Annotated in this window: 15 protein-coding genes; all 15 read left to right on the top strand. The window is 49.4% G+C overall.

The features are described from left to right. Positions 1 to 2,175: hypothetical protein (locus tag GJ688_RS20345; RefSeq protein WP_207708838.1), on the top strand; the 2,175-nt coding region annotated here is incomplete at its 5' end. Beyond that, on the top strand, positions 2,168 to 3,841 hold the full coding sequence (locus tag GJ688_RS17645) for a hypothetical protein (RefSeq protein ID WP_155477841.1): 1,674 nt from the start codon (positions 2,168 to 2,170) through the stop codon (positions 3,839 to 3,841). The genes GJ688_RS20345 and GJ688_RS17645, both read left to right, overlap by 8 nt. After that, positions 3,842 to 4,252 carry a hypothetical protein gene (locus GJ688_RS17650; RefSeq protein WP_155477842.1) on the top strand — a complete coding sequence of 137 codons (411 nt, stop codon included), beginning with the start codon at positions 3,842 to 3,844 and terminating at the stop codon, positions 4,250 to 4,252. 12 nt (positions 4,253 to 4,264) lie between these two features. Next, entirely contained in the window at positions 4,265 to 4,990 is a 726-nt protein-coding gene (locus GJ688_RS17655) for a hypothetical protein (RefSeq protein WP_155477843.1), read from the top strand. Between the two features lie 3 nt (positions 4,991 to 4,993). Then, positions 4,994 to 5,878, top strand: coding sequence for a hypothetical protein (locus GJ688_RS17660; protein ID WP_155477844.1), 885 nt, complete (start codon positions 4,994 to 4,996; stop codon positions 5,876 to 5,878). 12 nt (positions 5,879 to 5,890) lie between these two features. Then, complete coding sequence (locus tag GJ688_RS17665; RefSeq protein WP_155477845.1) at positions 5,891 to 6,088, top strand: hypothetical protein; 198 nt, start codon at positions 5,891 to 5,893, stop codon at positions 6,086 to 6,088. Positions 6,089 to 6,090: 2 nt separating this feature from the next. Further along, on the top strand, positions 6,091 to 6,240 hold the full coding sequence (locus GJ688_RS20350) for a CD1375 family protein (protein WP_170292124.1): 150 nt from the start codon (positions 6,091 to 6,093) through the stop codon (positions 6,238 to 6,240). Between the two features lie 56 nt (positions 6,241 to 6,296). Continuing rightward, positions 6,297 to 6,539 carry a BhlA/UviB family holin-like peptide gene (locus tag GJ688_RS17670; RefSeq protein ID WP_170292125.1) on the top strand — a complete coding sequence of 81 codons (243 nt, stop codon included), beginning with the start codon at positions 6,297 to 6,299 and terminating at the stop codon, positions 6,537 to 6,539. Positions 6,540 to 6,541: 2 nt separating this feature from the next. Next, positions 6,542 to 7,177, top strand: coding sequence for a peptidoglycan recognition protein family protein (locus GJ688_RS17675; RefSeq protein WP_155477847.1), 636 nt, complete (start codon positions 6,542 to 6,544; stop codon positions 7,175 to 7,177). Positions 7,178 to 7,288: 111 nt separating this feature from the next. Continuing rightward, the gene (locus GJ688_RS17680) at positions 7,289 to 7,522 is read left to right on the top strand and encodes a phage holin family protein (protein ID WP_155477848.1); all 234 of its coding nucleotides are present in this window, start codon (positions 7,289 to 7,291) and stop codon (positions 7,520 to 7,522) included. A 104-nt stretch (positions 7,523 to 7,626) separates the two neighbouring features. Then, a complete protein-coding gene (locus GJ688_RS17685; RefSeq protein ID WP_155477849.1) occupies positions 7,627 to 8,613 on the top strand; it encodes a helix-turn-helix domain-containing protein in 987 nt (328 codons plus the stop codon). After that, positions 8,610 to 9,380: an ATP-binding protein gene (locus tag GJ688_RS17690; protein ID WP_155477850.1), complete on the top strand. Its 771-nt coding sequence runs from the start codon at positions 8,610 to 8,612 to the stop codon at positions 9,378 to 9,380. The genes GJ688_RS17685 and GJ688_RS17690 overlap by 4 nt, the downstream gene beginning before the upstream one ends. A 50-nt stretch (positions 9,381 to 9,430) precedes the next feature. Next, the gene (locus tag GJ688_RS17695; protein WP_155477851.1) at positions 9,431 to 10,219 is read left to right on the top strand and encodes a BRO family protein; all 789 of its coding nucleotides are present in this window, start codon (positions 9,431 to 9,433) and stop codon (positions 10,217 to 10,219) included. 34 nt (positions 10,220 to 10,253) lie between these two features. Beyond that, positions 10,254 to 11,513 (top strand): DnaB-like helicase C-terminal domain-containing protein, encoded by a 1,260-nt coding sequence (locus tag GJ688_RS17700; protein WP_155477852.1) that lies wholly within the window; start codon positions 10,254 to 10,256, stop codon positions 11,511 to 11,513. Positions 11,514 to 11,639: 126 nt separating this feature from the next. Continuing rightward, the gene (locus GJ688_RS17705) at positions 11,640 to 12,788 is read left to right on the top strand and encodes a phage antirepressor KilAC domain-containing protein (protein WP_155477853.1); all 1,149 of its coding nucleotides are present in this window, start codon (positions 11,640 to 11,642) and stop codon (positions 12,786 to 12,788) included. The last annotated feature ends 57 nt before the right edge of the window (positions 12,789 to 12,845 follow it).

Here is a 12,845-nt window from a genome sequence, read left to right on the forward strand (position 1 = left end):
AGCCCGGTGGTGGGCTTGATTGGCAAACTCGCTCCCGGCTTTGAGGAAGGATTCCAGCAAATTCGGGCTTCCGTATCGAGTACGGTTGCAGATATCAACCTCAACATCGAATCACTGCAAACTACGGCCGAAGAAGCGTCTGCGGCAATTGATCGAGCCAGTGACAATGTTTCGGCGGCCTTTCAATCTTGGGATACGCCGGGGGAGAAAATCGAGGAATCGGCGAACCAAACTGTGGATGCGTCGAAAACTCTGCAAGATGCCTTACGTTCCATCAAAACCGGCTGGAAAGATGCCGGTTCGGGAATGAGCGATACTTCGGAAAAGGCAAAGCAGTTAAAAACGCACGCCGAGGACGTCAAATCGGCTTGGCAAGTCGCCATCGACACCATGAACTTTAAACTCAGTGTGTTGGACGCCGAGGAAGAAAAAGCGATCGCTCAACTCGGAAGCCACGCACAAAAGATACAAGAAGTCGCGGTCAAAACAGATTTTCTCAACCAAAAGATGAGTGTTCAGGCCGAACTGATTCGAGATCTTCAGGGGGAATACGCCCAGCTCGTTCAGGAAAAAGGGGAAGATGACGAAGCCACTCGGAAGACGTACCTCGACATGGTCAAGGCGGAAGCCGAGATGGCCAAAATGAAGAAAGAAGTCTCCGATCTGACCGACGAACTTATCGAGCAGGAAAAGCAGTTCAGCCAACTCTCTGACAAAGTGGTCGAGTTAGCCAAGAAATATAAAGAAGACCTCACCAAAGCCCAGGAAGATTACCGGGCCAAGGTCACAGAAATCAATCATAAGCTCCGGGAAGATGAACAAAAAGCCACGGCAGATTTCCAGAAAGAACTTCAAAATCGGGCCGATGGGATCGCCGACTTTGTGGGATTGTTTTCAGCGGTGGAACACAAAAGAGTGTCTGGTGCGGATCTTCTGAACAACCTCGGAGATCAGGTAAACACATTACGCACTTGGGAGAGCAACCTATCTGGCCTTCGTGGGCGAGGGATAAGCGACGGCCTACTTAGTGAACTTCAAAAACTAGGGCCAAAAGCAGCGGACGAAGTGCAAGCCTTGACCGAAATGACCGACGAACAACTCCACCAGTATGTCTCCCTATGGCAACAACGATCATCCCTCGCGAAGTCTGAAGCCGTGAATGAGCTTCAGGATTTGGCGGCACAGACATCCCAGAAAATCGCTCAACTTCGGGCAGACGCAGCACAACAACTGGAACAATATCGGCTGGAATGGCAACAGAAGACGGCCGAAATTAAAGAGAATGCCCTCAAGGATTTAAAGGGGATGGTCGATGATGCCGAAAAGATGGGGGCGTTGATGGTAACCCGATTGGCCGCCGTCATTTCCAAGGCGTCCCCGGAACTCGCTTCTGCTTTGCAAGGGTTCGATCCGAGAGTGCCGCAGATGAATAGCGATCCAACGAAGGTGGCTCAAGTCCAAAAGAACAGCGTATTGCTGGTAGCAAGCGAACAAAAAGCCGGGGTCATTCAAGCCAACCGGGAGACGGCCGCAACCGTCATTCAAACATGGTCTGATGCATCTACACAGATGATGAACCAGCAAACGCAGATCAAAGAGAACACCCTCACCCTGTGGCAAACGGTACAAACGGCCTTATCTTCCCTATGGGCAAAACTCCTCGCTGACGTCACCACGACGTGGGCATCGATGAAAAAGACAGTTTTCGATGTTATCAATGAGGTCTCTCTAAAGTTTGAAGGTCTTGTATCGAAAGCAAATTACTGGGGCGTCAGCCTGATGACCACGTTTATTGCAGGGATTCGTAGTCAATTCGGACACTTGGAAGATGTCTTGTGGAATATGACCAGCCTAGTGGATTCCTACATGCCACATTCACCGGCAAAGGTAGGGCCGCTATCCCGTTTGGGTGAAACAGGGCCATGGCTAGTAAAAGTATTTGCCGATGGCATCTCAAACAGTTTGCCGTATTTGGCGACGGCCTCAGCAAAAATGGCCGGGGTAGCCTCGGTGGCTTTACCAGGAGCCTCAACAAACCCCTTGTTTACAAGCGGTAACGCAGCCGCTACGGGGAGCCAAACCTTTCACATTACCATCCACGGCAGCAACGGACAGGAGATTTGGGAGCAGTTAGAGCGACAACTTGTGCGCCGAGGGGTGAGACTGAGTGGCTGATGTATTTCTCATCGCAGGCATAAATCAGACCTTAAATATATTGTTGGATCGGATTTCAATCGAGCAAGTGTTGACTTCGGCAGTGGACACCTGCTCTTTTTCGATTAAAAACCATAAGCCCTCTGAAGGTGACGAAGTGATCGTTGAAATCGACGGTGTGAGGGTCTTTGGTGGGATCGTAGACATCGTCAAACTCTCCAAGACGACGGGTATCCATATTTGGGATGTCGACTGCCAGGACTATACCTATCAACTCGATCGCAAGTTGGTCGTAGAAACCTACGAGAATATGACGGCAAACCAGATTGTAAAGGACATTCTAATAAAATACGGCCAAGGGTTTACCGGAGATCACATCCGTCCAGGTGCTCCTACGGTACAGTACATCGTGTTCGATTACTTGCGGCCTTCTGAATGTTTCAAAAAGCTGGCCGATTATTGCGGATGGGACTGGTACGTCGATTACTACCGGGACGTATGGTTTTTCAATCCGGCCACAGATTCCTCTGTGGTGCCGTCGCTGGTAGATTCCTCATTTCCCTTACGAAACCTGAAGCACACCATTGACACTCAAGGGCTTCGGAACCGGGTGTATGTACGGGGCGGGACGATGCTGTCCGACCCTTTTGTCTATGAAATTAAAGCAGACGGTGCGGCTCGGATTTGGACATTACCCCATAAACCGCACAACTTATCGCTCACCACAAGTAGCATGTCGGTCCGTGTTGGGATTGAAAACGTGGATGACGAGGCTCTGGCGGATTACCTCGTCAATTACCAAGAGAAGTATGTAAAAGCCAGTTCACAGACGGCAACATTACCCTCGGGGGCTACCCTCACGTTTGCCTATCAATACGATATTGACATTATCACGATGGTGGAAGATTTACAGTCGCAACAAGGGATTGCTGCGGTTCAGGGTGGAGACGGTGTTTATGAACACGTTATCACCAACAATAAACTCTTTACCGTCGAGGCCGCCGAAGCGGCCGGATTAGCGGACCTCAAAGCCTTTAGCAATCCCCGAGTCAAAGGCAGTTTGGATACCGAAATGCCGGGCATCACTCCCGGACAATTGTTACACATGCAACTTCCGAATTTGGGGATTAGCGGCATCTATATTGTCCAATCGGTCACGTTGACCCCGTTAACACCGGACCAATGGACCTACCATATCGAATACGGCGGCCGTTTATTAGGGATTCCCGACCTGTTACGAGCGGTGATTAGTGCTCAGGATAATGTAGATGTGAATAATACGGCTCGATTAAACAAGTTTGTTTATGGGGCCGAGTCCGTTACGGTAACCGATCAACTGGCGACTACCGAAGTTCCACTGCCCTTCATGGTAGAGGTCAGCTACGATATCCTTCTTGACCCGGCAACCATATCTAGGGTAACGGTAAACGCCACCTCCGGGTGCGTATTTTTGTTGATCCCGACAAACCCAAGCGTAGCACTGCCGCAGGTGGTATATCGAGTAAGCACGAATTTTGGTGGCCAGTATGGTTCTTGGATACCTGCTCCTGTGGGTGGAACTTTGGAAGTCTCATCGAATCCAGGAGTATACGTCTCCATTCAATCCAACGTCGGTTCCTGCCGAGTCATACAACAGAAAAAAGCCTACGATCAGTCATGGATCGTTTGTAGCGGGGTGGTGGTATAAATGAATGTAACGGCAGAAGGCATCTGGTTTATCGAATATGAAGACGGTACCGTGCACGGACCTTTGCAAAATCTCATTACTCAGGCGGGGTTGGGGTTGATTGCTTCAAGTATCAGCAATCTCTCCAGCCCCTATTTATTGGTCGGGGACGATAACGATCCTGGAGAAACCATCACGGAGATTTTCCGCAAACCCGTTTCTTCGGTGACGTGTACAGCCGGGGAGGTCCGGTTTCGGACTCAAGTATTACCCGCAGAATGTAACGGGAATCACAATAAAATGGCGATCTTTATTGGTGGAACGGATGTTGCTGGAACGGGGACCATGCTGAACTTATTGACTCAACCATGGTCTAAGAATGTGAACACGGTACTCACGATTGAAGCTCGGATTACGATCACCGGGAATTGAGGAAGGTGAATTATGGCGCTAAATGCCTTTACTTCGGGAACCGTTCTGGATGTAACCACCATGAACAGCTTGATTAGCCTCCAACCCTTTTCCTTGGTTTATGACGGAATACCCTTTGACGGCAAAAGCGGAAGTGGGATTGCAGAGTTTGACTGCGCCAGCTATTCACATGCGATTCGGTTCACAACGACCGGAACCACGGAGTTGGCGCGACTCGAGTTGGACCTGGTCAAGCACGGGAATGGCGTCGACCTCACTACCGAGATTCGTACTGGGCTGATGGTCGACGGAACGAACGAAGGAACCCTGCTAAAATCCATGACCTACCCAAAGGAGTTTATGCCCACCAGTCGAGCGTGGGTAAGCATCCCCTTTGACTTGATCGGCTTAACGGCTGGGGCTGTATATTGGCTCGTGGTAAAGAAAAACGGAGATGCAGCAAACCACTTTCATGTCCACGGGGAAACCACCCAGGATGCCGGTTATCCCTGTTACAGCCGAGCGACCACGAGTGGGGCTTGGACCTTGGAAAGCGCGATTCACTTTCGTGTCTTTAGCGGAGAAACAGGCGAGCTAAAGCACGGCCTGTATGGTTCCGGTTTTACCACGATGGAGTACAACAGCGATCAACTCACTAAGGTTTATCGCTACCTACCACCGCTTGGAATAACGGCAGGCGGGATTCGGGATGTGCTCACGTACACGTGGAGCAATGACTATTTGAAACGGGCGGTGTGATCAATGTTTGGAGCCAATGAAATGGTTCTCGCCTATATACGGCGGTTGGTGGGTTCGAAAACAGATCGTCTTGATCCGAATGGAAGCCTCCACGCCAAGATGAAAGCCTCGATGTTCTCGGGGCTTTTCTTTTTGAACGACGGAACCGATGGGGCCATGACGCACTCCTCGACCACCACAGTGGAATCCGGTGTGTACCGCCTTTCTTCCCTGAGCATCAACAGTGGCGTCACGATATTCCCGACCAGTTCATTCCTTTGCTTTCTCGTTCAAGGAACCGCGACGATTAATGGGACGATTTCTGCTTCGGGAAAGGGATCTGCCGGAGGAGTAAATCCACAAAGTACCAACGCCAACGGAACGAACGGGCTTGATGGCTATGGAGCTTGTGGAGCTGGGGGGGACGGAGGGAACTTTTCGACCTTTACAAAAGGCCTTGGAGGAAATACGGATGTTCTTTCAGGAGTGCCGGGATCGAACTGTACCAAATGGGGCCGATTTGGCGGAGATGTCCGTCAACTGTTATCCTTCCAAGGCGGAGGGGGCGGAAGTGGGGCCTGCACTGTCTATTCCAGCGGATCGAGCCGGGGAGGAACGGGAGGAAATGGCGGTGGCGTGATTCTCATCTTGGCCGACACTATCACAGGCACCGGCGCTATTCGAGCCGATGGAACAGCAGGGGCAAACGGGTATAGTAGCGGAAACTATGCTGGGTCAAACGGAGGCGGTGGTGGTGGCGGCGGCGGCGGCGGTTCCATCATTTTGATAGGTAAAACCATCTCTGTACCGACCCTATCCGCCAATGGAGGTTCTGCAGGGACAAGCAGCGGAGGGACCACTGTGGCCGGGGCCGGAGGAAATGGATCGATAATTCGGATTACGTACTAAGGAGGCCCGAAGATGGCGGTAATCATTGTACGGAAGAATAAGCAGTTTCTTCGAGAAGTCGATGGTACAGAATGGGAATATGATGGCCCAGGGAATCGCCCAACGCCTTCACCCTCTGTAGCCGCTGAAGAAAAATCATCGCTGGCCGATATCGCGGAGGCGATTGTGGCATTATTCGAAGAAATTCAGATTCTGAAGGGAGGTGAATAAACATGTCCGCAGTTCTTCCCTACATGGTCAACATATACTCGATTTTAGTCAGAGCGGGCCGTCGGGCCATCGAATCTTTGCCGGAGGAGTATCAAGTCCCGGTGGCTGAACTTCTCGCCACGAAAAATGAAGCCGTATCTGAATCCGTGTAAAGAAACCTTCCGGCAAGAACGGGAGGTTTTTTCATTGCAGAGAAACGAGGTGAATGATGGACGGACTGCTAACGGAAGCCTTGTCGCAGGGGCTGTGGGCCTCCCTGTTTGTCTCCTTGTACCTGTACCAACTTCAAGAGAGCCGCCGATTGCAGGCCGAGGCCCGTAACCGGGAAGATCGGCTGACCGACTTTCTCAAGGATATCTCCAAGCAGTTTGAAATCCTTGCGAAGCAGTATGAGCGGCTCAGTGACGACGTGCAAATTATAAAATCTGAAATTCGAGAAAGGGGCAACTAATCTTGGCAAACATCATTCAGGATTTCGTACCTCAAGGCGCGAAAAACCGTCCCGGCTATCCTCTAACCCCCACGTTCATCACTGTCCATAATACGGGCAACAGCAGCGCAGGAGCCGATGCAGCTGGTCATGCCACTTTCATTAAGTCTCCCGGTGCTGGAACAACCAGTTGGCACTTCTCCGTTGATGACCATCAAATCCTCCAGCATATCCCGACGAATGAGAGCGCCTGGCACGCCGGTGATGGAGCCAACGGCCCCGGCAACCGCACCAGCATCGGAGTGGAGATTTGCGAGAACAGTGATGGCAATCTGGCGCAAGCGGAAGCCAACGCCATTGACCTCATTATCGACCTCATGAAGCAGTTTAATATCCCGCTGACGAATGTGGTTTCCCATCAGCACTGGACCGGCAAGTATTGTCCGCATCTGATCCTGCCGCGTTGGGACGCCTTTATTGCTTCCATTGCCAAGCGGCAACAGGAACGTCTTCAGGAAGATAAGCTGGCTCAGGTCCCCGAATGGGCAAAACCGGCAGCATTGAAGCTTCTGACGAAGAAGGTCATCGACGATCCAAACGGCGATACCACCTTTTACCGAATCATCACGATTCTTGATCGGTTGGGACTGATCGCCTAAATAAAAGGCCGGAGATATTTTCCACACAGGTTTTTTCACGGTTTTCCGTCACATCAGTACCTCCTTTTGCGGCATTTAAGGTGTAGGGCATTTTGAGGGAGGTGAACGAGGTTGTTTGAAGCAAGTGTTGTCGTCGCGGTGCTCATCGCGCTCGGTCAGTTTGCCAAGTTATATATCGACAGCAAGTACATTCCGCTGGTCACGATGTTCCTGGGGATCTTGGCCGGGTTGATTTACTTGCCTGCCGAGACCATCCAATCGGGGGTTTTCAATGGCATCATTGTCGGCTTGTCGGCCAATGGACTCTTTGACATTACAAAAACCTTACACGGCAAAACAGAATAAGCGGCCCTTGCCCATTGGTCAGTTTATGGCCGGTGGGCCATTCTCTCGTTTGTGGGCGAGGGTGCGCTGACCACGGAAATTGAGGTGATGAAGTGACTGAAAAAATGCTTGCCGTTGAAATGGAGCGATCCTTTGACATCATTGATAAGAAGTGGGACCACGAAATCTACGTCAAAATGTATCGCTCCGCCGTCACCAGCGGCCTTATGGCTGAACTCGGGCCAGAGCGATGGGCGGTGCTCTGCGTCATCGCCAGCTATATGGATGAGCAGGGAAACTGCTTTCCTTCGCAAGATGCGGTTGCCGCAGGACTCAGGTGGAGCCGCCAAACGGCCAATAAATGGATTAATTCGTTGGTTCAATTCCGATGGAAAGGCCAACAGGTGATTGAGCGAGTGTATGAGCGCAAGCAAGGACGGTTTGATGCGTCCCATTACACGATTCTGCCGTTATCCCAGTTAGCGATTTTTAACGGGGAAGTTACGCCTACGAATAACCCCGCTGACGAAGAAATCACCATGTCAAATTCCGCATTCCATGTCAAAGATCACAGCGTCACCGTGTCAAATTCTGCAATCGACCGTGTCAAAGATCGCAATCCCACCGTGTCAAAGGTGTTTGACACTAACAAGAACCAAATTAACCAGAACCAATATAACAAGAAAGAAACAAGAGAGCGCGCAGAGGTCAGAGCCGTAGAGAAAACAGAGAACAATCAAACGGACCTCAGCCATCCCAAGAGCGTGATTCAATATTTCTGTCAGAAATACCGTGAGAAATACACCGTGAACTATAACCCAAACTGGAAGCGAGATATGGGACTTGTAAAGACCAAACTACTCTCCAACTATTCACCCGTTCAAATCCAGTCGATGATTGACACTGTTTTCTCGGAGTACGATACCCGTTGGAAAAAAGATGCCTACCCAAGACCGAGCATCGGTCAGCTCGCCACCTGGCTATCCAATGAGGCGTTGGCCCTTGTGGAAGAACAGAAGCCCGCTGAATCTACAGAACCGGTGAGGAAGCATGGCGGCCGCAGCGTCGATGAAATTCTCGCTCGCCTGCGCCGGGGAGGTGAAGAAGAATGACCGTGCGCCATTGTCTGCTCTCCAGCCAATGTAAAAAGGCAGGCGACGTTGCCCTGTGCTATGGGCACTGCTTCGCCTACCTAAAACTACACGGGGAAAGCGGTACCGGAGGCTTGTGGAGGCACACAGCCATTCCTGTGGCCTATGCTCAGGTAACGGCTACCAACCTTCCATACGCGAAGGACAATCCAGAAGCTTATGCTGTGGTAACTGAATACTGCAGGAACGTACTCCAGCAGGTGAAGGAAGGGATTGGCCTATACCTGTACTCCATCCCTAATGCTATCAATCCCAAGGGAACGGGAACAGGAAAAACCACATCGGCGGTAGCCATCCTTCACGAATATCTTGTCGCTCGGACGATTCAACACGTCAAGCGAACGGCATGGATTGACCAACTGCCTGCGTTATTTGTCAACGCTTCCAAGTTTCAGAACCAGTTCAATGCCCAATTCCGTGGACCCCGTGAGATGCAAGAAAAGGCGGCTGTCGCTTTTTACCATAGCAAGTGCGATATGTTGCAAGCTGAGCTACTTGTCCTCGACGACGTGGGCGTACGTGAAGCGACAGAGGCATACAAAAATGAATTCTATGAGGTGATTGACGAACGATGCTCCGATCGGAAGACCACGATCTTCACCTCGAACGAACCATTGGAGCAATTGTCCCGGCGACTCGATCCTCGGATATCCAGCCGAATTGGTGGAATGACCATTCCTGTTTCCTTTGAAGGAGAAGATCAGCGAAGCCGAGCCATGCTGGGTTAAGACTGAACAAAGGCTAAACAACTTACAAAATTTTTAGGAGGACGATTTTAATGACGAACCTACAGAAAGTATTCAACTATGAAGGTAATCAAGTGCGAACCGTGATGATGGATGGTCAACCGTGGTTTGTAGCAAAAGACGTGTGTAATGTACTTGATATTATCAATCCCACATCGGCGTTGGGGCGATTAGATAACGATGAAAAGAGAACGTATAACGCAGCCGAATTGACCCTAGATTCAACCGAGGGTCAAAAGGGTGGGGCTCGATATTTCACGATTGTCAACGAACCCGGCCTCTACTCTTTAATCTTGGGCAGCCGTAAACCGGAGGCAAAAGCGTTTAAACGCTGGGTAGTCCATGAAGTTCTGCCAAGTATCCGTCAAACCGGCTCTTATTCCGTTACCAACGAAGAAAGGCCCACATTCGAAGGCCGACTAATTCCTCAGAACTATGTAGAAGCACTGGATGCGCTTGTCCAGACAGAAAAAATGCGGCTGGAACTTGTCGCTAAGGTCGAAACCGATGCGCCGAAGGTGGATGCCTTTAACGCCTTTATTGAATCTCGCGGATGGCAGACCATGTCTGAAGTGGCCAAATCAATGGAGGAAGGACGGAATAACACCTATGCTGCCCTCCGTGAAGAAGGCATTTTAATCAAGAGTGGAATGGACAAAAATCTGCCGCTGCAAAAATACATCGAGCGTGGCTACTTTATGGTCAAAGAATACACGTTCTGGAAAGACGGACAATTAATGACCCGTAGCCGGACATTGGTATCTCCCAAGGGAGTCGAGTTCATCCGGACTATCCTCAAACGCAGAAAAGAAATTGCCTAGATATTTTCCAAGAGGGTAGGGAAGGGAGGACACCATGCTCGAATCGCAGCTACTTTCTAAAGTCATTGACGAAAATTCCTTTGCCTTTTTGCAACGCTATCATGTGGAGAGTGCGGATTTCCCGACCTTGGGGGAAGTGTACCTCTTTATCCGTGAGTATGTACGAGAAAACCGGCACACGCCCGATTATCGAACAGTCGTGGCCCAATTTGAAAACTTTGATTATATCCCAGAAGTGCAGGATTCCTATAAATATCTTTGCACCCGGCTCAAAGCGCAAACCGCGAAACGACGAGCATTTGAACTCTTACAGCATCAAGCCGCCAAGCGTTTTAGCGAGCTACCAGGGGACAAGTTCATCCAATGGCTCAATGAAGAAACCCGAAAGATTGAGGCTGATACATCCATCGAGTTAAACCAAGGCACAAACTTTGCCGCCAATGGGGAGGAACGTAAGGAATGGTATGCCCAGGCCAGTGAAAGCCGGGCACGTTCCTTCATTCCCACGCCCTATGTGTCTTTGACAGAGGCGTTAGGCGGCGGGTTTGAAGTCGGGGATTATATTCTGCTCATGGCATTTACCAACCGGGGCAAATCATGGATGGCTTCTCACATCGGCTTAACGGCATGGGAAAACGGTTTCGGGGTGCTTCATTACTCGCCGGAACTTTCCAAGCGCCAGCAATCCTTGCGGCTGGATACGTTAATGGGGAAGTTTGATAACGTCAAGTTGCGCCGGGGGATTCTGGATAACTCCGAGCAGTATCTTTCTTATCTTGCGGCATTCACGCCAGAAATGAACCATTCTCCGTACTTGATTAAGACCATGGAAGATTTGCCGAACGGCTTAACGTTGGACGTCATTGAAGCCGATCTACAGCTATATCCACACACAAAAATGGTCATTATCGACGGCTTTAATCTCATGAACCACGGTAAGGGGAAGATGCGTGATTCCATGTCCTTTACGTCTCGTCGGCTCCGACAACTCTTTGGTCGGTATGAAACGGCAGGACTGGTCGTGCACCAAACGCCGGGTGCTGCTGAAAAAGAAAAGCGAAAAGAAGATGAGTCTGGGGCGCGGATTATCCAACCGCCGAAGCTAACGGATTACTCGGAAACGATCGCGGTGATCCAAGACGCTGCTACTGCGCTGACCTTTGATGCAGGTGACGGTATCGGGAAAATCAGCATTGAAAAAGCCCGTGAGCCGAATGTGGGCAAGGTGATTGAGCTTGTTTGCGACTTCAATCAAGGTGTGATTCGAGAGTCTGATGTGACCGATTTGTTCTAATTGGAAAAAAGTGCATCGATAAAACCTGTCACAACAGCGATCGGTTTCGCGGCATATAAGAGTGTAGGGCATTTTGCTCGACCCGATTCACAATATCAAAACAAACAAACGTAGGAGGCTGCAATCATGAATTTATCATTCCAACAACTGTTTGACGAAGTCGGTGTTGAGGTAAGACAAGTGAATATTGAGGGAAAGAGATGGTTTGCGAGTCAGGACATCTGCAAAGGGTTAGGAATCACACCAAATTCATCGGCCCGTTTGCCAAATGAACACAGACAAATCTATCCCATCCAAACAGCCGGTGGCACACAGAATTTATCGATGATCAATGAAACAGGTTTGATTACTCTCATCATGTCCAGTCGAAAAGCGCAAGGCCAACGGTGGAAACAGTGGTTGACTCAATATGTTCAGCCGTCCCTAAAATCGACTAAAGTTGCTAAAAATAATAACTCCGAATTCAACATCAATGATGTTGAGGTTATTGAACACAAAGGTCAACGAGTATTAACAACGATTCAATTAGCTCAAGCCTATAATGTCGAAGTCAAAAGTATTTACAACAATTTTTTGAGAAACAAAGAGAGATACCAAGAGGGGGTCCATTACTTTCTATTGACCAACAATGAAATAAAGGGTCTCGTTGGAGCCATTCATCAAATTGAGGACCAGCTTAGATACACCCATTCATTTTACCTTTGGACAGAACGCGGTGCGGCCCGACACGCGAAAAGCTTGAATACAAATAAGGCATGGGATGTATTTGATATCTTAGAAAATCACTATTTTATCAGCCAAACTAAAGCAACACATCAACCCGAGTCAAATCCCAATCAATATGTCCTTCCTAAAACCTATGTGGAAGCGTTGCGAGAACTGGCGGACGTATATGAAAAGAAGGAACAACTGGAATTACAGCTTGACGAAGCGACTCCAAAAGCTGAGGCCTTCGATACCTTCATGACAGCCACAAATGCCCTTACTGTAAATGAGATTGCAAAATCCTTTGATCTTGGCCCCAATATGTTTTTTGAGAAAATGCGCCAATGGAAATGCATCTATAAAAATGAGGATGGGTACAACGTTCCTTACTCACATTGGGTCAAGAAGGGCTATTTTCTATTGAAAACCAAGACCTACTCCGATTTTTTTGGAAACACAAAGACCAGTTCCAAGACATTAGTTACCCCAAAAGGTCAAAAGTATCTGTATCAACTGGCCAAAGAAGAGGGTTTGATTCAGCGTAAATTATTATGTTGTTTCGCTAATTAGCGAATATGCAAAATAAATTACCACTATATACAACTTGAATATAAGTTATAAAAACCC

Source organism: Heliobacterium mobile (genome assembly GCF_009720735.1).
Classification (GTDB): domain Bacteria; phylum Bacillota; class Desulfitobacteriia; order Heliobacteriales; family Heliobacteriaceae; genus Heliobacterium; species Heliobacterium mobile.